The following is a 20,835-nucleotide window of genomic DNA, read 5'->3' on the forward strand; positions in this document are numbered from 1 at the left end:
CCTCCTACCGTGACGGACTATCCGGACCGACCACGGGAGGTGCGCTGTGCGGGTGCGCGACATTCTCGATGCGCCGCAGTTGCGGATGCGGCTGCTGCACGGGGACGCGGGGGAACTGGATCGGCCGGTCGCCAGGGTCTGTGCGACGGACATGCCCGACCCTCGGCCCTTCGTGACACCGGGTGCGCTGGTGTGTACCGGATTGGTGTGGCGGCAGCAGGCGACGGACGCGGACCGCTATGTGGGCCTGCTGGCGGGAGCCGGGGTCGCCGGCGTGGTGGCCGGGCAGGCGCTGCACGGGCACGTGCCCGAGGATGTGGTCGAGGCCTGCCGCCGGCACGGTTTGCCGCTGCTGTCCGCACCGCAGAGCGTGCCGTTCAGCCGGATCATCGAATACCTGGCCGAGCAGGCGGCGGAGGTGCGCTGGCGGCGGGTGCAATCGCGCGCCGACCGGCAGCGCAGACTGCTGACCGCGGTCGCCGCCGGGACGAGCATCGAGACCCTGGTCGCGGATTTCGCGGCGGAACAGCGGGTTTCGGCCTGGATCCTGACCTCGACCGGGACGGTCATCGCCGGCACCGAGGACCTGGTCGAGCCGGACATCGATCGCATCGTCGCCACTGCGCTCACCGCGCCGCGCCTGCCCGCGGTCACCACCGGCGCGATGCGAGTCCTCCAGGTCGGTGCGGGCGACCGCATTACCGCCTGGTACCTGGTGATCCGCCCGTCAGCCCCGGAACTCGACCCGTTCGGCGCGGATCTGGCGGCCGTGGCGGAGCTGTATCGGCAGCGTCGCGCCGACCGGCAGCACCTGGATTGGGAACTGGCCGATCGCTTCCCGGTGCCGTTCGCCGAACGGGCGGACCGGTGCGAGGTGGCCCTCGTCTGCGAGGTCCACGCCACCGACGGGCTGACCGGCCCGGGATCGAAACCGGATGTGCCGCAGCGCCGATCGCTGTCCGGGGGTGTCGCGGGCGCCATCGAACGGGCGGGAGCACCGGCTCACGCTGCGGGACCTGTGGCACCGCGGCAGGTTTCGAGCTGGGCCGATTCGTCCGCCGGACTGCTGGCCGTACGTGCGGCTCTGCACGACGCCCTGCCGGATATCGCCACATCGATCGACCGCGAAGGCAGGCTGGTCGGCGTGACGGCCGGAACCCAGGACGGCATCGCGGCCACCGTGGTCCGCCGTCTCGGGCGAATCGCACCGGCGCTCACCGAGATTCGGCTCGCGGTCGGCGTGAGCGCCCGGCAGCCGGACGAGACCCTGGCGGGTGCGATCGGCGCGGCGGCCGCCGCCGCCACCGCGGCCCGCGACGACACGGCCCCGGTCAGCCTGCGGGTGGCCGATATCGATTCGGCCGTCGGCCTGCTCACCGCGGTGCCCGGCGGCCTCCAGCGGCGATTCGCCGAACGGGTACTGGGTCCGGTGCTGGAGTACGACCGGCGGCACGGGGCCGGACTGCTGGAGACGCTGGCGGTGTTTCTCGGGTGCGAAGGCTCGTGGCGGCAGGCGGCCGATCGAATGCACCTGCACCTCAATACCGTTCGCTATCGGATCGGCCGGATCGAGGAGCTCACCGGGCGCGATCTCGGGCGGCTCGACGATCGGCTGGATCTGTATCTGGCGGTGCGCACGCTGGCCGGTCAGACCGCGCCGGTGTAGGGATCCCAGGCGGTTCCGGCGTCCGGGGCGCCCTCGCGCAGCACACTCGCCTGGATCAGGCCGTAGGGGCGGTCGTCGGCGTGGAAGACCTCGCCCTGGTTCGGGACCCCGAAACGGTCTGTGTCATAGGCGAAGTGGTGTTTGTTGGGGGCCGACATGCGGAGCTCCGCCAGGCACGGATACGCCGTCAGCGCCGCCCGGCCCATCTCGAACAGGGTCTGCTGCAAGGCTTTCGAGTGCAGGGTCGCGAAGGTCTCGACCATGACGGCGCGGATCCCGTGGTAGGCGGCATCCCAGTCCGAGGGTGGGGTGGCGAAGCGCCAGCGGGCGATCAGGCTGGTGGCCAGGATCCGGTCGTAGGCGGGTTCGAGGACGGTGAACGGGTCTTCGAGGAAACCCGCGAACTCCGAACCCGTGGACTTGAGGATCACCAGATCCTTGACGCCCCCGATCACCCACTCGCGGCGGTCCGTACCGGTCCCGCTCACGGTGACCGCCGCGATCCGCACCTCCGGCCCCACCCGCGTCCAGGTGTGGTCGTGCCCGCTGCCGCCGACCGGAACCCGTTGCCACGCATACTCTTCGATCTCGAGACGCGCCGAATCCACGGGCTCGATGTCGTCGACGAAATGCCGGGCCAGTGCCAGCCCGTACTCCTCGATGCTGCCGTCGCCGTGGCTCTTGGCGTAGGTGTAGATGGTCTGCTTCTGCGAATCCGTCGGCAGCACCGTGCCCTGATCGCCGACGGTGTGCGCGTCGTCGAACGCGCCACGCAGGCACGAGGACACGTTCAGGTCCCGGATCTCGTGCCGGGCGGTGTCGCGGTAGATGCGCACCACCCGGTTCTCGGCCTTGCCGTACTGGTGCGGGCCGAGCACGATCCGGCCGCCGGCTTCGCTCATGGTCGCCTCCCGTCGTCGCTGATCACTGTGCCCCACTGTGACGGACGGGAGCCGCCGCACACGCTGGTTCGGAGGACAAAACGCCGTACTCCGCACCCGGGACGTTTGGGCAAATCGGACAAAGCCCCGCGGTGCCGGCGCTGCCTAGCCTGACGATCAACCGACCCGGAAGGAAGACAGGGCCATGCCTTCGCTCGATCCCGTCGACACGACTTCGCCCCATGCCGTCGACACCCGGCTGCCGTGGCATCGGCTGCTGGCGTTCGGAATTCAGCACGTGCTGATCATGTACACCGGGTGTGTCACGGTGCCTTTGGTTTTCGGTGCGGCCGCCGGGCTCGACACGTCCACCGTCGCCCTGCTGATCAGCGCGGACCTGCTGGTGGCGGGCGTCATCACCATGGTGCAGAGCCTCGGGCTGGGCCGGTTCGCCGGCGCGCGGCTGCCGATCGTCACCGGCGCGACCTTCGTGGCCATGAGCCCGATGATCCTGATCACCAAGGATTACGGGCTCCAGGCGATGTACGGATCCATGCTGCTGGGCGGCGTGATCGGGATGGCCCTGGCGTGGCCGTTCGCCTCGATCGTGCGGTTCTTCCCGCCGCTGGTGAGCGGGACCGTGCTGACCGTGGTCGGCATTTCACTGATCGGAGTGGCGGGCGGCCTGATCGTGGGCAGTGATCCCAAGGCGTCCACCTTCGCAGCGCCCTCACATATCGCACTGGCCGCGGCGGTGCTGATCGTCGCGCTGGTGTGCACGGTGCTCGGGCGGGGAGTGTGGTCGCAGCTGGGTGTGCTGATCGCGTTGATCGTCGGCATCGTCATCGCCGTCCCCATGGGTCTGATCGAACTCGACGGCGTCTCCCGGGCGGCATGGCTCGGCGCACCCCATCCCTTCCACTTCGGCGCGCCGCAGTTCCCGGTCACGGCGGTGGTGGCCATGACCATCGTGATGGCCGTCGTCTTCGCCGAATCCACCGCGAGCATGCTGGCCATCGGCGAGATCACCGGAAAGCCGTTGACCCGCGCCGATCTGGCGCGCGGCCTGATCGGCGACGGACTCTCGGCGGTTTTGGCCGGTGTCCTGAACTCGTTCGTGGACACCATCTTCAACCAGAATGTCGGCGCGGTCGCCAACACCCGCGTGCACAGCCGCTACGTGACGGCGGTCAGCGGTGCGATTCTGGTTGTCCTGGGCCTGGTTCCGCGCTTCGGCGCGCTGGTCGCCGCCGTCCCCCAGCCGGTCGTCGGCGGTGTCGGCCTGGTGCTGTTCGCGACCATCGCGGTGATCGGCGTGGACACCCTTCGCAAGGCCGACCTCTCCGATCGCGTGAACCTCACCCTCATTGCCGTCTCGGTCGGCGTCGGCCTGGTCCCGGTCCTGACCAAGGGGATGTTCGACAAATTCCCGTCCTCGGCCCAGATCCTGCTCAACAGCGGCATCAGCCTCGCCGCCGCAACGGCTTTCACCCTGAACCTCGTCTTCAACCACACCGGACTCGGCGAAATGGCGCGGGGCGCATGGAATCCCGCGCCGGCGATCGCCGACCCCGATGCCCCTGACGCGGTACCCGCCACCTGAGCCCCCTCCTCATCGGGGAGACCGAAGCCGTGGATTCCGTCCGGATCCGCGGCTTCGGTTTGCCGGCCCGATCAGCCGCAGGCGTTGACCCATTCCGAGAGGCCGTCGGTGAACAGCTGGCGCTTCCAGATGGGGACCTCGTGCTTGATGCGGTCGACCAGTGCGGCGCAGGTGGTGAAGGCTTCGGCGCGGTGGGGCGCGGCGACGGCGACGACGATCGCGAGGTCTCCGATGGTCAGGGGGCCGACGCGGTGCACGGCCGCCACCGGCAGTCCCGAGGACTCGGCGACTTCCGTGCACACCTTGCGCAGGAACTCCTCGGCCTGCGGGTGCGCCGAGTACTCCAGCGCCGAAACCGATTGCCCGCCATCGTGATCGCGCACCTTGCCGGTGAACACCACGATGCCGCCGTGCTCCGGCCCGCTCACCGCCTGCTCCACCTCGGCCGGGTCCAGCGGCTGATCGCTGATCCGGGCCAGCAGTTCACTCATGGCTGCCTCCTCCGGCCACCTGGGCCAGCAGATGTTCGAGAAGCGGTGTCAGTACGGCCATGCCGTCCTTCACCCCGCCCGGCGAACCGGGCAGATTGACGATCACGGTGCGTCCGGCCAGGCCGGCCACACCCCGGCTGAGCGCGGCGAGCGGGAACTTGGCGGTGCCCGCCTGGCGGATGGCGTCGGCCACGCCCGGCAGCTCCCGATCGAGCAGGGCCAGCGTCGCCTCCGGGGTGGCGTCGGTGGGGGAGGCCCCCGTGCCGCCGGTGCTGATGACCAGATCCGGCTCGGTGGACAGTGCGTCCGCGAGGCCGAAGGCGATATCCGCGTCCGCGAATACCAGCGGCCCGCGCACCGAGAAGCCCTGCGCGCCCAGCCATTCGGTCAGGGCGGGGCCGGTGGTGTCCTCGCGGCTACCGGCGGCGACCCCGGTCGAAGCGACCACGACGGTGGCCGTCCGGCCCACGCCCGCGAGCGGAGACGTTGCGGCAGCGGTCTTTTCGTGCTTCTCGTGCCGGTGACGGTGCTCGCCGTGGTGGATCTCGGCCTCCGGCCGCACCCAATGTCCGTGCTTCCCACCCTCTTTGGTGATCAGCCGCACCCCGTTCAGGGTGGCCGCCGGATCCACCGCCTTCACCATGTCGTGCAGCGTGAGGCCCGCGACCGCGACCGCGGTCAGCGCCTCCATCTCGACGCCGGTCGGCCCCTTGGTCTTGGCGCTCGCCTCGATGGTGATGGTGGTGTCGGTGAAACCGAAGTTCACGGTCACCGACGACAGCGCCAGCTGATGGCACAGCGGAATCAGCTCTGCGGTCTTCTTCGCGCCGTTGATCCCGGCGATGCGCGCGGTGCTGAGCACATCGGCCTTGGGCATGTCGTCGGCGCGGACCAGCCGGACGACCTCGGCGGTGGTCTGCAGCTCGCCCGCGGCGACCGCGATGCGCGCGGTGTCGGCCTTCGCGCTCACATCGACCATGCGGGCGCGACCTTCACGGTCGACATGCGACAACTCACTCATGACAACCACCTTGGCACAGGCAGAACGTGTCGTTCACAGCGGCCGGACCTCGACAATCGTGCCCGCCGGCAGCTCGGTCGCGGTCGCCGGAACATCGATGAGGACATCGGCGTGGGCCATGGCGGCGATCAGATGCGAGCCCTGACCCGACACCAGCGCCACCCCGCCCTCGGCGAGCTTGCCGCGCAGGAACTGCCGCTTCCCGGCGGGGGAGCGGACCGGTTCCAGCAGCGGCAGTTCGGAAATCGGCAGCGCGGGCAGGCCCGCCAGCTCGCGCAGGATGGGACGGGCGAAGACCTCGAAGGACACCATGGTGCTCACCGGATTGCCCGGGAAGCTCAGCACCGGCACCCCATCCACCATGCTCAGCCCCTGCGGGCCGCCGGGTTGCATTGCCACCGAGCCGAATTCGCCGCCCCGCGCCGACAGCACCTCCTTGACGACCTCGAAGTCGCCCATGGAGACGCCGCCGGAGGTGAACACCACATCGGCCTGCGCCACGGCCTCGGCCAGCCGGACCCGGAACTCCTCGTGGTCGTCGGTCGAATGCGCCACCGACACCACCTCGACCCCGTTGTCGGTGAGGGCCGCGGCCAGTGCGATGCCGTTCGAGTTGAAGATCTGGCCGGGCAGCAGGGTCGCCCCGGCGGGCCGCAGTTCGTCACCGGTGGTGAGGACCGCCGCGTACACGGGTCGCCGCACCGGCAGTTCGCCCAGCCCGACCGCCGCCAGCGCCGCGATGTGCCGGGGCCGCAGCAGGGTGCCCGCGGCCGCCAGCAACTGCCCGGCGCGCACGTCGGTGCCCGGCTCGCGCACGAAATCGCCACTGGCACGGCTGGTTCGGATCGTCACGGTGACGCCGTCGGACTCGGTGTGCTCCACCGGCACCACGCAGTCCGCCCCGGGCGGCACGGGTGCGCCGGTCATCACCTTGACGGCGCTGCCCGCGGGCAGCGTCAGCTGCTCGGTGTGCCCGGCCGCCACCACGCCGACCAGCGGCAGGGTCGCGGGGACGATGGCCACCGACTCCGCGAGCACCGCGTACCCGTCCATGGCCGAGTTCCGGAACACCGGCAGATCCAGGGGCGCGTACACATCCACGGCCAGCCGCCGTCCCAGCGCCCGGTCCATCGGCACCGTCTCGGCAGCGCGTCCGGCCAGCGGCCGGAGCACATCCTCGATGCGTCGGCGGTGGTCGTCGACGGGTCGGGCCGGGGCTAGCGCGTGCCGGGAACTCATGCCGGTGAGCCTATACGCGGGTGGATCCTCCAGGCCGTGACCGGCTGTTCGCCGGGCTCGCCTCGTAGGAATCTACGAACACTTGCGGTCCCGGCAATAATGGTGCAATGACCGTGGTCGCGATGGGTATGCCCGCTGTGCGAACCGGGCGGCCCGCGATGGACGGACGCCCGGACACGCCCCTGCTACTGGACCGTTTCGGCCGGGTCGCGCGGGACCTGCGGGTATCCATCACCGAGAAGTGCTCGCTGCGCTGCACCTACTGCATGCCGGAGGAGGGCCTGCCGCCCATCCCCGCCGACGAGCTGCTCTCCACCGAGGAGATCGTGCGCCTGGTGACGCTCGCGGTCCGCGAACTGGGCGTGCACGAGGTGCGATTCACCGGCGGCGAACCGCTCATGCGGCGCGATCTGGAAAGCATCATCGCCGGTTGCCATGCGGCACTGCCGGATACGCCGCTCGCCATGACCACCAATGGCGTCGGGCTCGAGCATCGGGCGCGCGGGCTGGCCGCGGCCGGGCTGCGGCGCATCAATGTCTCGCTCGACACCGTGGACCGCGACGGCTTCCACCGGCTCACCCGCCGGGATCGCCTCGATTCGGTGCTGGCCGGGATCCGCGCCGCCATCGCGGCCGGGCTCGCCCCGCTCAAGGTGAACGCGGTGCTCATGCGCGAAACCCTGGACGGCGCGGCCGATCTGCTGCAGTGGTGCCTGGACGAGGGCGCGGAGCTGCGGTTCATCGAGGAGATGCCGCTGGACGCCGACCACGAGTGGGCGCGCGCCAATATGATCACCGCCGCCGAACTCCTCGATGTGCTCGGCACCCGCTTCGGGCTGACCGAGACCGGCCGCGAGGATCCGTCCGCGCCCGCCGAACGCTGGCTGGTCGACGGCGGCCCGGCCACCGTCGGCATCATCGCCTCGGTGACCCGCAAGTTCTGCGCCGACTGCGACCGCACCCGCCTGACCGCCGACGGCCGGATCCGCTCCTGCCTGTTCAGCGATCAGGAGTACGACATTCGCGCCGCGCTGCGGTCCGGTGCGACCGACGCCGATATCGCCGGACTGTGGCGTGGCGCCATGTGGAACAAATCGGCCGGGCACGGCATCGACGCCGCCGGCTTCGTCCCGCCCGAACGAACGATGGGAGCCATCGGTGGTTGAGGTCCGCTATTTCGCCGCGATCGCCGATGCGGTCGGCAAGGAGAAGGAAACCCTGGACCTGCCGTCCGGGGCCACCGTCGCCGACCTGCGCACCACCCTCTCGGCGGTCTACGGCCCGAAGCTGGACCCCATGCTGAAGGTCTGCGCCTACCTCATCGGCGACGAACTCACCCGCGACGCCGCCACCCCGCTCTCCCCGCGCGTGGACGTGCTGCCCCCGTTCGCGGGCGGCTGACCTGTGGCGCGGCGCCGCGCCTCCGTGAATTTCACTGCCGGGCGCTAACATTCGCCGGTCCCCGCACGCCCTCGCCAGGAGACCGATCCGAATGACGCACGCCCCCCGGCCCCAGCACCCCGCCGTCGCGAAAGTGCGGCAGGATCGTGCCGCCAGTCTCCAGCTGCGCGTTGCCGACTGGATCACGAAGTTCGCGGGCTCGATGCCCTTCGTCTACATCCACGCGATCGGCTTCGCGGTGTGGATGATCTTCATGGAGAAGAGCCCCTGGCCCACCCTGACCCTGGTGGTCTCCCTGGAAGCGATCTTCCTGTCCACCTTCGTCATGATCGGCCAGAACCGCCAGGCCGATTTCCAGCAGGCCAAGGCCGATCACGATTTCCGGGAACAGGAACTCGAGCTCAAGACCAATACCGAACTGACCCGGGCCATTCACGCCATGACGGCCGAACTGCACCGCCGCCTCATCGAGGACGCGGATCAGAAATGAGCAGCGCCCGCTGCTCGATTCACAGATGTGCCCGCGGCGCCTGAGCGCGGCGGGCACGAGGTCCGGAGTGGGCTACTTCCACCAGGTGTCGAGCGGGGTCACCGGGACGGTGCGCTTGTGGCGGGTGTTCCGGAAGATGGTCTCGACCCGCTCGGAGACCTCGGGGGCGACGGGCTTGCCCTCGAGGTAGTCGTCGATCTGGGAGTACGCGAGGCCCAGGGCTTCCTCGTCGGGAAGGGAGGGGCGATCGTCCTCGAGGTCGGCCGTCGGAACCTTCTGCCAGACGCTCGGCGGTGCGCCGAGTTCCTGGAGCAGTGCCGCGCCCTGACGCTTGGTGAGACCGGTCAGCGGGGTGATGTCGACGCCGCCGTCGCCGTACTTGGTGAAGAAGCCGGTGACCGCTTCGGCGGCGTGGTCGGTGCCGACGACCAGCATATTGAGCTGACCCGCGATGGCGTACTGCAGCAGCATGCGTTCGCGGGCTTTGATATTGCCGCGCACGAAGTCTCGCAGGCGGGGCTCCTCGTGCAGTTCCACGATGCCGAGGGCGGCTTCTCCGGCGGCGGCGTCCGCGCTGGGCTTGACGTTCACCACGACCGACCGATCGGGCTGAATGAACCGCAGGGCGATCTGGGCGTCTTCCTCGTCGAACTGGATACCGTAGGGCAGGCGCGCGGCCACGAAAGTGGCGTCGTGGCCCTCGGCGCGCAGCTCCTCGGCGGCCAGTTGGCACAGGCGGCCGGTGAGAGTGGAGTCCTGGCCGCCGCTGATGCCGAGCACGAAACCGGTCGCGGGCGTGGAGCGCAGATAATCCTTGAGGAAGTCGATGCGCCGCCGCACTTCGGTTTTCGGTTCGATGTCCGGCAGGACGCCCAATTCGGCGATGATCTGTGCGCGCAGGTTCCCCATGGCCACACTGTACTGAACGGCCGGCGGCTCTATTGACCGACGGGAGCGGTCACCTGCCGGACCAGGTGTTCCCAGTGATCGCCCACCTGGTCCAGGGTGTAGCGCAGTTCGCGGATCTGGTGCAGCACCAGCCCGGCGTCCAGGCTGGCCAGCAGCGTGTCGGCGGTCAGCGAGATGTCGCCGGGCGCGCCGGCCTGCCGGAGCAGCAGGGCGACATGGGTTTTCGCGATGTTGTAGGGCGGGCCGGAGTACTGCCCGCCGATGTCGGCGTTCTTGCGCACGTCGCCCTCCACCTCGACCAGGGCCAGGCGCGCGCGCCCGAAGGCGATCAGCCGCTCCACGGGCGGCGCGCCCGGGCCCAGCGGCGGTGGCCCGAACATGTAGGCCCACTGGAGTTTCTGATCGGATTGGTCGAGCAGTGCCAGCATGAGCCCGGCCCGATTGCCGAAGCGCCGGAACACCGTGCCCTTGCCGACGCCGGCCAGCTTGGCGACCGCGTCCATGGTGACGCCGTCCGCGCCGCACTGGCGGACCAGCTGTTCGGCGGCGTCGAGCAGCAGCTGACGGTTGCGGGCGGCGTCGCTGCGCTCATGGCTGCTGCCGGGCATGAGCAGCGGCACCGAGTGCGCGGGAGGCCGCTGCGTGCCGACGGGTTCGATCGGCAGCGCGATGCTCGGCAGGGCCGGAACGACCTCATCCGGTGAGGTGTCGCGTGTCACAAGCTGTCTGCTCCTACCCGGGAATGTAAGCGGACTGCAGTCCGGTTACAGTCTATCGAAAGTTCCGCTGCTGAATCAGTAACCCTTGGAGTGATCATCATGTCGCAGACCCGCATTCTCGTTCTGGTCGGCAGCCTCCGCGCCGCGTCGATCAACCGCCGCCTCGCCGAGGCCGCCGCGAAGGCCGCCCCGGAGGGCGTCGAGCTCGCGATCTACGAGGGCCTCGGTGAGATTCCTTTCTACAACGAGGACATCGACGCCGAGGGCAAGGTCCCGGCGACTGCGCAGGCGCTGCGTGACGCCGTCGGCGCCGCCGACGCCCTGCTGCTGGTGACCCCCGAATACAACGGCACCCTGCCGGCCGTGCTGAAGAACGCCATCGACTGGGCCTCCCGTCCGTACGGCGCCGGCGCGCTCAAGGATTTCCCGGCCGCGGTCATCTCCGCGTCCATCAGCCCGAACGCCGCCAAGTGGTCGCACGACGACGCCGTCAAGGCGCTCGGCGTGGCCGGTGCGAAGGTGGTCGAGGAGGCGTCGCTGAACTTCGGCGTCATCGGCCAGCGCTTCGGTGAGACCCACCCGGCCGACGATGCGGAGGCCCTGACCCAGCTGGCCGCCACCGTGCACCTGCTGGCGGAGACCGCTCAGGCGCGGGTGAACGCCTGACAGTTTGGGCAAACGCCCGGCACACGCAGTGATTACTCGCTGAATTCAGCGCAAGGCCACGGCTTTTCAGCCGTGGCCTATAGCTTTTCCCGGACAAATCGGGCTACCGTCACACCATGAAGCTATCAACGGGCAACACTCTGTTAGGCCGTTGTTTCATGGCGGTTACCCTGGCCGTCTCCGCCGCCTCGGTGGTGGTCAATGCGGCCGACGCGGCGGCCGAGTCGTATGTCCGTCTCTACCTCGGCAACTGGGCCGGATACGTGGTGCGGGGGGAGTTCCGGGAGGTGAGCGCCACCTGGGTGCAGCCGCGGGTGGACTGTCTCGATCCGGGCATCCTGCAGCGCGTGGTGCCCTGGGTGGGATTGAACGGCGCCGCCGGGCTCGACGGCCAGGTCGCACTCCCGCTCGTGCAGACCGGCGTCGAATCCCTGTGCGCCAGTGACGTGGCCGTGTACGCGGCCCTGCCGGGTCTGCAGGTCGAATCCGCCGCCGCGGGCCTGGCGTACGCCGATCCGGATCTGGCCGGGACGGTCATGAACGCCGGGGGCAAGCTGTCCGACCTGCTGGGCGCGGCCGCGGACGGCCTGTGCTCGCTCGGTCTCTTCGGTGGTTCCTGCACCCCCGATACGCAGGTCGACGGCTGGTGGGAGCGCTACCCCGACGCGCCGGTGAGTTACGACGACGTGGTGGTCCGGCCGGGCGACATCATGCATTCGGTGGTCAGCTGGGACAACGGGCGCTACGTCATGACGTTGGAGAACCGCACCGCGAAGTGGTCCCGCACCACGGTCTCCGCCTCTTCCGTGCCCGCCCACACCGCGGAGATCATCGTCGAGGGCCATCTCAGCGGCGCGTTGCCCGGTTTCGAACCGATCACCTTCACCGACATCACCATCGACGGTCTGCCCCTGGCGGCCTACGACGCCGAGGCCTACGGGATCGCGGCCACCAATCGGTTGCTGACGCCCGGTCCGATCGACGGCACGTCCTTCACCATCCGGTAGAGCGGGCGAAACGCCGCGACATGCCGAGCGGACCGGGGGACCCTGGAGTTGGGGGCAGGACTCGGCGGGGTGGCAAACCGGGTGGTCGTCGAGTCTGCTGTGACTCGTGGGATGGGTGTTGATCAGCGGTGATGGTGTGTTTGCTGGAAATGAACTGAATGCCGAAATTGTGATGTGCGTCGCAGTCGTGTCGAGTTGCGAATCGAGTGTCCAGGTACTTACGACACCGGAATTTCACCTTTGTGAGTCGCAACATGTCGTGTTGTATGAATCTGTCGGCCACTAGGTGTAGTGTCTTGGGAGCTGGAAGGCCACTAGGTGAACACCTCGAAGTTCACCGAGCGACCAGGGGCTTCGGTTCCACTTCCAGGGGTTTGCGCACTTACTACGTGGATCTTGTTTGAGCCGTGCACTGCAGACAGATCAAAGGCTAAGGAGAAGGGGATACCAATGACCATCACCGTTTACACCAAGCCCGCTTGTGTCCAGTGCAACGCCACGTACCGCGCCCTCGACAAGGCTGGTGTCGACTACAGCGTCATCGACATCTCCGAGAACCCCGAAGCCCGCGACTACGTCATGGCCCTGGGCTACCTGCAGGCCCCCGTCGTCGTCGCCGGTGACGATCACTGGTCCGGCTTCCGTCCGGACCGCATCAAGGCTCTGGCCGACATCGTCGCCGTCGCCTGACGCCGCGCCGCCGGTCAGGGCCGGCGGCCTCCTGCAGGTTCGTCCGAATCGAAAGGAGGGGAGATGGCCGAGATGTCCAGCGCGACACCGAATCTGGTCTACTTCTCGAGCGCTTCGGAGAACACGCACCGCTTTGTCGAACGACTGGGCCTGCCCGCCGTTCGCATACCGCTTCACACCGCCGACTCGCTTCGCGTCGACCAACCCTTCGTGCTGATCGTCCCCACCTACGGGGGTGGTCGGCACGTTTTGGGTGGGCAGCGATCCGACAGGGAATTCGTGCCGCGCCAGGTGGCCAAGTTCCTCAACGACCCGCACAACCGCGCCCTGCTGCGCGGCGTGATCGCGAGCGGCAACACGAACTTCGGCGATACGTACTGCTATGCGGGAGAAGTGATCTCACGTAAGGCAGGGGTCCCGTACCTGTATCGCTTCGAACTCATGGGAACTGCCGAGGACGTCGAGCGCGTCCGAGAGGGATTGGGATTGTTTTGGCAACGACAACAGCACCGGTCGGAAAGACTGCCCGCGTAGAGCGCCCGGTCAGCGGCGACTCCGCGACCGAGGGACTGGACTATCACGCCCTCAACGCGATGCTGAACCTGTACGGCCCCAACGGCGAGATCCAATTCGACAAGGACCGGGAAGCCGCGCACCAGTACTTCCTGCAGCACGTCAACCAGAACACGGTCTTCTTCCACAATCTGGAGGAGAAGCTCGACTACCTGGTGCGCGAGAACTACTACGAGACCGAGGTGCTCGACCAGTACTCCCGTGAGTTCGTCAAGCAGCTGTTCAAGCAGGCGTACGCCAAGAAGTTCCGGTTCCCGACCTTCCTCGGCGCGTTCAAGTACTACACCTCGTACACGCTGAAGACCTTCGACGGCAAGCGCTACCTGGAGCGTTTCGAGGACCGCGTGTGCATGGTGGCCCTGGCCCTGGCCGCCGGTGACGAGACCCTGGCGCGCGAGCTGGTCGAGGAGATCATGGACGGCCGCTTCCAGCCGGCCACCCCCACCTTCCTCAACTCGGGCAAGCAGCAGCGCGGCGAGCCGGTGTCCTGTTTCCTGCTCCGCATCGAAGACAATATGGAGTCGATCGGCCGCTCCATCAACTCCGCCCTGCAGCTGTCCAAGCGCGGCGGCGGTGTTGCCCTGTTGCTCAGCAATATTCGTGAGGCCGGTGCGCCGATCAAGAAGATCGAGAACCAGTCCTCCGGTGTCATCCCGATCATGAAGCTGCTGGAGGACTCGTTCTCCTACGCCAACCAGTTGGGTGCGCGGCAGGGCGCGGGCGCGGTGTACCTGCACGCGCACCACCCCGACATCTACCGGTTCCTGGACACCAAGCGGGAGAATGCGGACGAGAAGATCCGTATCAAGACGCTGTCGCTGGGTGTGGTGATTCCGGACATCACCTTCGAGCTGGCGAAGAAGAACGAGGACATGTACCTGTTCTCGCCGTACGACGTGGAGCGCATCTACGGCGTGCCGTTCGCCGACATCAATGTGACCGAGAAGTACTACGAGATGGTCGACGACAAGCGGATCCGCAAGTCCAAGATCAAGGCTCGCGAGTTCTTCCAGACCATCGCCGAGCTGCAGTTCGAGTCGGGCTACCCGTACATCATGTACGAGGACACCGTGAACCGGGCCAACCCGATCGCGGGCAAGATCACCCACTCCAACCTGTGCTCGGAGATCCTGCAGGTCTCCACCGCGTCGGAGTTCAACGACGATCTGTCCTACGCCAAGGTGGGCAAGGACATCTCGTGCAACCTGGGTTCGCTGAACATCGCCAAGACCATGGACTCGCCGGACCTCGGCAAGTCGGTCGAGGTCGCGATTCGCGCGCTGACCGCGGTGTCGGACCAGACCCACATCTATTCGGTGCCCTCGATCGAGCAGGGCAACAACGAGTCCCACGCCATCGGCCTGGGCCAGATGAACCTGCACGGCTACCTGGCGCGCGAGCGGGTCCACTACGGCTCCGAAGAGGGCGTGGACTTCACCAATATCTACTTCTACACGATCGCCTACCACGCGATCCGCGCCTCGAATCTGATTGCGATGGAGCGGGGTTCGGCGTTCGGCGGTTTCGCCGACTCGAAGTACGCCAGCGGCGAGTTCTTCGACAAGTACACCGACCAGGCGTGGGAGCCCAAGACCGACCGCGTCGCCCAGATCTTCGCCGACGCCGGCGTCCACATCCCCACCCAGGACGACTGGCGCGCGCTGAAGGCGTCGGTCATGGAGCACGGCATCTACAACCAGAACCTGCAGGCGGTCCCGCCGACCGGCTCGATCTCCTACATCAACCACTCCACCAGCTCCATCCACCCGGTGGCGTCCAAGATCGAGATCCGCAAGGAAGGCAAGATCGGCCGCGTCTACTACCCGGCCCCCTACCTGACCAACGACAACCTCGAATACTTCGAGGACGCCTACGACATCGGCTACGAGAAGATCATCGACACCTATGCCGCGGCGACGCAGCACGTCGACCAGGGCCTGTCCCTGACCCTGTTCTTCAAGGACAGCGCCACCACCCGCGACGTCAACCGGGCCCAGATCTACGCCTGGCGCAAGGGCATCAAGACCCTGTACTACATCCGCATCCGCCAGATGGCCCTGGAAGGAACCGAAGTCGAGGGCTGCGTGAGCTGCATGCTCTGACAGGTGCTATCGATAAGGGCGTCCCGGCAACTGCCGCGGACGCCCTTTTTCGTGAAAGCCGATGTGGGGGAGGCCGAATGGAAACCGCCGATCGATACCGGGCATTCGCAGAGAAGGAGGTGCGGGGCTACTCGCCCTGCTACGAGCACTGGTGCCTCGGAATCGCCGGGGATACCGAGCTTCTCGCCCTCATCGACACCCTGCCCGTGCACAAGCGCCAGCCCAACCTGATCCTCGGCGCGGCCCGCTACCTGGGCGTGACGGTGGGGCCGTTCGAGGAGTTCAAGGACTTCCTGATCACCAACTGGCCCGGGGTCCGGGATGTCGCCATGGCCCGTCGCACCCAGACCAACGAGGTGGGCCGGACCGCGACGCTGCTGCCGCTGCTCGCCCGGCATGGCTCGGATCCAGTGGCGCTCATAGAATTCGGTGCCTCTGCCGGACTGTGCCTGTACCCCGACCGGTACAGCTACACCTACGACGACCGCCCCACCCTCGACCCTCGAGACGGGCGCTCCACCGTCGTCCTGCCATGCGCCACCACCGGCAACCCGCCACTGCCCACCGAACTACCGAACGTCGTGCACCGCGCGGGTATCGACCTCAACCCGCTCGATGTCCGGGATCCCGAGGACATGCGTTGGCTGGAATCTCTAGTCTGGCCCGAACAGCGAAACCGCCTGGACCGCTTGCGCAATGCCGCCGCCATCGCTCGGGAGAACCCGCCGCATCTGGTGCGGGGCGATCTCAGCAATGCCCTGGCGGACCTGGTCCACGAGGCTCCCTCCGATATACCCGTCATCGTTTTCGGTAGTGCTGTCCTGCTCTATCTGGCCCGCGCCGATCGTGCGGCTTTCCCGGCCATGATGCGAGAGCTTCCATGTGAGTGGATTACCAATGAGCCGCCGGGAGTTGTTGATTTCGGCACCGATGTGCTCCCGGCTGGACCGGCAGACGTGCATTTAGTACTTGCATCGAACGGCGTTCCGATGGCGTATACGCGCCCGCACGGGCAGAGCCTCGACTGGTTCGGGAAGTGCTGAAAGACAAAGGACCAGAAGACAAAGCCAAAGAACCAAAACCCAAAGAGACAAACGACAAAGATGCCTGGAGGGGAGAGGGGGCCGAGCTTGCGAGGCCGAACTCCCGTTCCAGCCCCCACCATTTTGAACCTTTACGTCGGTCCGCACAGCCCCTGGCAGCGCGGCACCAACGAAAACACCAATGGGATTCTGCGCCAATACTTCCCGAAGGGAACCGACCTGAGCAGACACACCGCCGGCGATCTCGCTGCTGTCGCCGCAGCCCTCAACAGCCGACCCCGCAAGACACTCGGCTGGAAGACTCCCGCCGAAGCCCTTGACCAACAGCTACTCTCACTACAACAAGCCGGTGTTGCGACGACCCCTTGAACTCGCCCGGTAGGCCGCGGTGCTTGCCGAGTTTGGTCGGGCCCATTTCCGGGCGCAGGAACGCCACCAGCGCGTCATGGTTGCGTTGCGCGGGGGTGCGGGTGTCACGCTTGGCGGCCGCTTCCAACGCGTCCGTGTCGAGTTCGTTGGTGTTCCAGGGGCTTTCGGGGTCGGCGGGGTTGCACATGCCGGGCCGGGCCAGGTCGGCGAAGATCGGATCGAGCAAGGCTCGTGCGGTGGGGGTGAGGTCGGCGGTCATGGTGGACATGCCGTCCACGCCCTGCTTGGACAGGGTGATGCCGCGGCGGCGTTGCCGGTCGAGGTCTTTGGTGAGGGCGCCGTCGGGGTCGAGGTAGCCCAGGATGCGGTCCCCGATCTTGGGCAGGTCGTCGACGGTGGATTGGGTTGCGAAGTGTGCCAGCTGGAACTCGGCGCGGTCGCGCAGGTCGGCGTCGACACTCTCGGGGATCCGGTCCATGATCTTGCCGATCATGCGTGCCGAATCCACCGACACCAAACCGATTTCCTGCATGGCAGCGGTCCAGGTCAGCGACGGCTCCAACACCCGACCGGCTTCTTGGCGCACACCCAGCAACTGCGCGGCGTTGCACCGTGCGCGGGCTTCGGCGTGTCCCAGGCGCAGGGTTTGAGCCAGGAATGTCGAAGTCGGCCTCACGCCCGCTTTTTCTGGCAGGTTCCGGTTCTCGACCTCACGAATCAGTTTGTGTTCGAACGCGGCCATGCGACGGCGGTGGCTTTCCCATTCCCGCATCACATCCAGCAGGTCGTCGTCACCGATCGGTCCCAGCGGATCCTGAATCAGCACATCGAGCGCGTCACCCACCACACCGACCGCGTCCACCGCGGTGATGTCGTCGATGATCTGCCCGCCCCAATCCATACCCCCATTCTACCGCCCGAAGATCATTCAAAGAATCCGAATTATCCAGTATCGCAATATAATTCGTTAAACCCCCGGCGCCTATTTTCAAGCCGGTAATCCAATGACCACCGTTCCTGTTAATACACTTGCGATCCCGATCGCACCTTGTCGAGAAATCCTTTCGTCGAGCAGGATTCGGCTGAGAATCGCGCCAACGACAATGCTGGATTCTCGAACGCTGGCCACGACCGCCACCGGCAGCTGGGTCATGGCGATCAGTGTCAGACCGAAGGCTCCGAGCATTGCCGCACCACCCATGGCGGTGAGGGGAAGCGAGCGCAGGGAGAGCGAGCCGGCGTGGTCGCCGCGGGCTATGTCCTTGACCTTCAGGGCAATTCCGGAGCCGCCCATGACCGTGACGAGGTAGGGAATGGGTGCGGCGTGATGAACGCCCACACCGTCGAAGAGTGTGTAGGAGGCTACGCAGCAGCCGATTGTGAGACCCCACAAGACGGATCGGCGGCCGCCGGTGATGCCCGGAGCGGCCGGCCGGGCTCGGGAGAGAGCGATCAGCAGGACGCCGGAGGCGATGAAGGCCACGCCCAGCCAGCGGGTCCATCCGATGGTCGTCCCGAGGATGGCGGAGGCGGTGACGACCAGGACCGGGGAACTGCCGCGCACGATCGGGTAGACCTCGCCGACCGGGGCGGTGGCGTAGGCCTGCTCGAGCAGTGCGAAGTAGATGGTGCTGAAGCAGATCGAGGCGGCGGCGAAGGGGAGGGCGTAGAGCTCGAAGTGCCAGGTGGCCACGGCGATCGGGAGGAAGAGCAGGCCGCCCGCGATGAGCATGTCGGCGGTGGAGGAGATGGGCCGGTCGCTACGGCGGAGCCGGCCCAGGGCGACGTTCCAGCCCGCGTGCAGGAAGACGGAGACCGCCAGGATCGGATATCCCATCGACTGCACGCGTGATCTTCCTCTCGATTGCATCGAAGCCGGCTCGGGTAGCGGTCCATATGGTCTAGACCAAACAATCCGGTACGAACCTAGCCCGGCGGCAATGTGCTGGTCAACGTGATTCTCGAGGTGAAAACGGCTGGTTGACAACGCGTTTCGGGGGATTGACGAGCAGGCGACGCGGCGGGGATAACCGCTGCTGTGGCCGATCCCACGACCGCGCCGCCCAGTGTTGTGAACTCTCCAGAACGTGGCTCGCGCCCTGCCGATCACGGTTCGAGCCTGGTTAGGCTCGCCGTGATTCGGGTATCGAATCACCGAACTGCGCGGTCGATGCCGGAATCGGAATCGCATCAGGACTCCCGTTTTTGGAGGTGAGTAAGAAGTCCTCTCCTGCCCCCGCATGCCGAGGACTGCTTGTTCGAGACATGTACTGCCGGTGCAGTCGTAACTGCACTCCCATCGGATGAAGACCCACCGAGCGGCCAACCTCGCACCCGCTCGGTGGGTTCTTCGGATATCACGCCCTGCGTGAGGAGTTAGCTTGTCGCACAACATGATTCGGATGAATCCCGATATGGGAGCGGAGTCGTGAGGTCCCGGGCCGCCGCCGGGGTCGCGGTGGCGCTGGCGATACTCGCGTGCCCGCCGCTGGGCGTGACCGCCCATGCCGGAATGCCGTACCGGGCCGCGTCCCCGGCCGATGTGACCCGGGTGCATCAGTTCGGCCCGAACTGGGAGCGGGTGGAGGTCACCTCGGCTGCCATGGGCCGCAACGTCGCCCTCGATGTGCTGCACGGCTCCGGCGCGGGCCCCCGGCCCACCCTCTATCTGCTGGACGGGGTGGACGCCGAGGGCGTATCCGACTGGCTGACCAAGGGGCATGCGGCGGAATTCTTCGCGGACAAGCCCGTCGACGTGGTCCTGCCCGCGGGCGCGACCGGCAGCATGTACACCGACTGGCTGCATGCCGACGCCGCGCTCGGCTGGAACCGCTGGGAGACCTTCCTGACCGCCGAGCTACCCGGCGCCATCGAGCCCTATCTGCACTCCGACGGCCGCCGGGCCATCGCGGGCGTCTCGATGGGTGCGCAGGGCGCGATGATGCTCGCCCACCGTCACCCCGGCTTCTACCGCGCCGTCGCCGGATTGAGCGGCTGCTACTCGACCATCGACCCTTCCGGCAGTGCGATCACCGCGCTCACCGTCGCCTCACGCGGCGGCAACATCATGAACCTGTGGGGCCCGCCCGGCACCTTCGACTGGCTGATCCACGACAGCACCGTCTGGGCGGAAGCCCTGCGCGGCACCGTGATCTACCTGTCGGCCGCCTCCGGTCTCCCGGGCCTGCCCGATCTGGCCCAGGTGCTGAAGTCGCCCGACATCCCGGCCGCCCTGGAGGCCGCCGGGGGCGGCGTGGTGCTGGAGGCCGGCGCCCGCGTCTGCACCGAGCATTTCGCGAATCGACTGAGCGACTTGCGAATTCCCGCCACCGTGCACTACGAGCCGACCGGAATTCACGCCTGGGAGGACTTCTCCGCCGAGCTGGGCCCGGCCTGGGATACCCTCGCCACCGCGTTCGCCCCGCCCTCCGGGCGGTAATCGCACCGCCCGAATGCATGTGGGGCGCACGGTATCTCAGTGCCGGAATCCGTAGCGTGGCAGTCGGCGCAGTCCCGGCCGGATCCGGCTGTCCACCGTCACGGCGAGTCCGGCGTGCACGGCCGCCACGGTGAAGTCCGACGCCTCTTTCCAGGTGGCCGCGTATTCCATGGTGAGCTCGGCCCCTTCGTCGGGCCCGCCCAGGTACACGGTGACACGATGGGTGAGCGCCTCCCCGCTGCTGTCGAACAGAACCTTGCCTTCGGTGATGCCGGCCATGCGTGCTGCTCCTCGAATAGTGGCGGGGAGACGCGCGAGCCGACACCTGCGGCGGCTGCGCGTCTCTGTAACCGAAAGTAACCGGATTGTTTTGCACGGGAACGTGTTCCGGTTCGACCTTGGAAATGTCACAAGCGCCGCGCGAGGGTAGTTGTTACGCGTTGGAACAGAAATGTCGGCACCCCAGACTGGACACGCGGTCACAAACGATCACGGTGCCCATTGTGGATCCGGACCCCTTCTACGT

Annotated in this window: 21 protein-coding genes and 1 pseudogene; 13 read left to right on the forward strand and 9 right to left on the reverse strand. The window is 67.4% G+C overall.

Going from position 1 to position 20,835, the window contains the following annotated elements:
• Positions 1-52 precede the first annotated feature (52 nt).
• Entirely contained in the window at positions 53-1,666 is a 1,614-nt protein-coding gene (locus ACWEQQ_RS28975) for a helix-turn-helix domain-containing protein (RefSeq protein ID WP_452350481.1), read from the forward strand.
• On the opposite strand, the gene pucL is transcribed toward ACWEQQ_RS28975, so the two are convergent.
• Entirely contained in the window at positions 1,648-2,568 is a 921-nt protein-coding gene (gene pucL, locus ACWEQQ_RS28980) for a factor-independent urate hydroxylase (RefSeq protein ID WP_452350482.1), read from the reverse strand. The genes ACWEQQ_RS28975 and pucL overlap by 19 nt on opposite strands.
• A gap of 184 nt (positions 2,569-2,752) precedes the next feature.
• Here pucL and ACWEQQ_RS28985 point away from each other — a divergent pair, with 184 nt between their 5' ends.
• Positions 2,753-4,150, forward strand: coding sequence for a uracil-xanthine permease family protein (locus tag ACWEQQ_RS28985; RefSeq protein WP_452350483.1), 1,398 nt, complete (start codon positions 2,753-2,755; stop codon positions 4,148-4,150).
• 71 nt (positions 4,151-4,221) lie between these two features.
• Here the strand turns inward: ACWEQQ_RS28985 and ACWEQQ_RS28990 are convergent, their stop codons facing one another.
• From ACWEQQ_RS28990 to ACWEQQ_RS29000, 3 genes are read right to left on the reverse strand one after another with little or no spacing between them, the layout of a single operon-like run.
• Positions 4,222-4,641 (reverse strand): molybdenum cofactor biosynthesis protein MoaE, encoded by a 420-nt coding sequence (locus ACWEQQ_RS28990; RefSeq protein ID WP_452350484.1) that lies wholly within the window; start codon positions 4,639-4,641, stop codon positions 4,222-4,224.
• Positions 4,634-5,662 (reverse strand): bifunctional molybdenum cofactor biosynthesis protein MoaC/MoaB, encoded by a 1,029-nt coding sequence (gene moaCB, locus ACWEQQ_RS28995; protein ID WP_452350485.1) that lies wholly within the window; start codon positions 5,660-5,662, stop codon positions 4,634-4,636. Before moaCB ends, ACWEQQ_RS28990 begins: the two co-directional genes overlap by 8 nt.
• 33 nt (positions 5,663-5,695) lie before the next feature.
• Positions 5,696-6,901 carry a molybdopterin molybdotransferase MoeA gene (locus tag ACWEQQ_RS29000; RefSeq protein ID WP_452350486.1) on the reverse strand — a complete coding sequence of 402 codons (1,206 nt, stop codon included), beginning with the start codon at positions 6,899-6,901 and terminating at the stop codon, positions 5,696-5,698.
• Positions 6,902-7,008: 107 nt separating this feature from the next.
• Here ACWEQQ_RS29000 and moaA point away from each other — a divergent pair, with 107 nt between their 5' ends.
• The 3 genes from moaA (at position 7,009) to ACWEQQ_RS29015 (ending at position 8,792) form a co-directional block, all read left to right on the forward strand.
• Positions 7,009-8,067, forward strand: coding sequence for a GTP 3',8-cyclase MoaA (gene moaA, locus ACWEQQ_RS29005; protein WP_452350487.1), 1,059 nt, complete (start codon positions 7,009-7,011; stop codon positions 8,065-8,067).
• Positions 8,060-8,302: a MoaD/ThiS family protein gene (locus ACWEQQ_RS29010; protein ID WP_354835084.1), complete on the forward strand. Its 243-nt coding sequence runs from the start codon at positions 8,060-8,062 to the stop codon at positions 8,300-8,302. The genes moaA and ACWEQQ_RS29010 overlap by 8 nt, the downstream gene beginning before the upstream one ends.
• 91 nt (positions 8,303-8,393) lie before the next feature.
• Positions 8,394-8,792, forward strand: a complete 399-nt coding sequence (locus ACWEQQ_RS29015) for a DUF1003 domain-containing protein (RefSeq protein WP_452350488.1) — start codon at positions 8,394-8,396, stop codon at positions 8,790-8,792.
• 72 nt (positions 8,793-8,864) lie between these two features.
• Here the strand turns inward: ACWEQQ_RS29015 and nadE are convergent, their stop codons facing one another.
• Together nadE and ACWEQQ_RS29025 are read right to left on the reverse strand one after the other, a co-directional pair.
• The gene (gene nadE / locus ACWEQQ_RS29020; RefSeq protein ID WP_452338673.1) at positions 8,865-9,701 is read right to left on the reverse strand and encodes an ammonia-dependent NAD(+) synthetase; all 837 of its coding nucleotides are present in this window, start codon (positions 9,699-9,701) and stop codon (positions 8,865-8,867) included.
• Positions 9,702-9,730: 29 nt separating this feature from the next.
• Positions 9,731-10,309, reverse strand: a complete 579-nt coding sequence (locus ACWEQQ_RS29025; RefSeq protein ID WP_354835348.1) for a TetR/AcrR family transcriptional regulator — start codon at positions 10,307-10,309, stop codon at positions 9,731-9,733.
• A gap of 210 nt (positions 10,310-10,519) precedes the next feature.
• Here ACWEQQ_RS29025 and ACWEQQ_RS29030 point away from each other — a divergent pair, with 210 nt between their 5' ends.
• From ACWEQQ_RS29030 to ACWEQQ_RS29060, 7 genes and pseudogenes are all read left to right on the forward strand, one after another.
• On the forward strand, positions 10,520-11,086 hold the full coding sequence (locus tag ACWEQQ_RS29030) for an NAD(P)H-dependent oxidoreductase (protein WP_452350489.1): 567 nt from the start codon (positions 10,520-10,522) through the stop codon (positions 11,084-11,086).
• A 158-nt stretch (positions 11,087-11,244) separates the two neighbouring features.
• A complete protein-coding gene (locus ACWEQQ_RS29035) occupies positions 11,245-12,093 on the forward strand; it encodes a G1 family glutamic endopeptidase (protein WP_452338675.1) in 849 nt (282 codons plus the stop codon).
• Positions 12,094-12,543: 450 nt separating this feature from the next.
• Complete coding sequence (locus tag ACWEQQ_RS29040) at positions 12,544-12,783, forward strand: redoxin NrdH (protein ID WP_040860114.1); 240 nt, start codon at positions 12,544-12,546, stop codon at positions 12,781-12,783.
• 63 nt (positions 12,784-12,846) lie between these two features.
• Positions 12,847-13,317, forward strand: coding sequence for a class Ib ribonucleoside-diphosphate reductase assembly flavoprotein NrdI (gene nrdI, locus ACWEQQ_RS29045; protein WP_452338676.1), 471 nt, complete (start codon positions 12,847-12,849; stop codon positions 13,315-13,317).
• A gap of 59 nt (positions 13,318-13,376) precedes the next feature.
• The gene (gene nrdE / locus ACWEQQ_RS29050) at positions 13,377-15,458 is read left to right on the forward strand and encodes a class 1b ribonucleoside-diphosphate reductase subunit alpha (protein ID WP_452350553.1); all 2,082 of its coding nucleotides are present in this window, start codon (positions 13,377-13,379) and stop codon (positions 15,456-15,458) included.
• Positions 15,459-15,535: 77 nt separating this feature from the next.
• A complete protein-coding gene (locus ACWEQQ_RS29055) occupies positions 15,536-16,501 on the forward strand; it encodes a DUF2332 domain-containing protein (RefSeq protein WP_452350490.1) in 966 nt (321 codons plus the stop codon).
• Positions 16,502-16,633: 132 nt separating this feature from the next.
• Positions 16,634-16,870 (forward strand): annotated as a pseudogene (locus tag ACWEQQ_RS29060) (transposase); the annotation flags it as partial.
• Here the strand turns inward: ACWEQQ_RS29060 and ACWEQQ_RS29065 are convergent.
• Positions 16,767-17,771 carry a DUF222 domain-containing protein gene (locus tag ACWEQQ_RS29065; protein WP_452350491.1) on the reverse strand — a complete coding sequence of 335 codons (1,005 nt, stop codon included), beginning with the start codon at positions 17,769-17,771 and terminating at the stop codon, positions 16,767-16,769. The pseudogene ACWEQQ_RS29060 and the gene ACWEQQ_RS29065 overlap by 104 nt on opposite strands.
• Before the next feature lie 87 nt (positions 17,772-17,858).
• Positions 17,859-18,707 carry an EamA family transporter gene (locus tag ACWEQQ_RS29070; protein ID WP_452350554.1) on the reverse strand — a complete coding sequence of 283 codons (849 nt, stop codon included), beginning with the start codon at positions 18,705-18,707 and terminating at the stop codon, positions 17,859-17,861.
• Between the two features lie 591 nt (positions 18,708-19,298).
• Here ACWEQQ_RS29070 and ACWEQQ_RS29075 point away from each other — a divergent pair.
• The gene (locus ACWEQQ_RS29075) at positions 19,299-20,309 is read left to right on the forward strand and encodes an alpha/beta hydrolase (RefSeq protein WP_452350492.1); all 1,011 of its coding nucleotides are present in this window, start codon (positions 19,299-19,301) and stop codon (positions 20,307-20,309) included.
• A gap of 36 nt (positions 20,310-20,345) precedes the next feature.
• Here ACWEQQ_RS29075 and ACWEQQ_RS29080 read toward each other — a convergent pair whose 3' ends face one another.
• Positions 20,346-20,588, reverse strand: a complete 243-nt coding sequence (locus ACWEQQ_RS29080; RefSeq protein ID WP_452338680.1) for a hypothetical protein — start codon at positions 20,586-20,588, stop codon at positions 20,346-20,348.
• Between the last annotated feature and the right edge of the window lie 247 nt (positions 20,589-20,835).

Source organism: Nocardia sp. NPDC004123 (genome assembly GCF_053603795.1).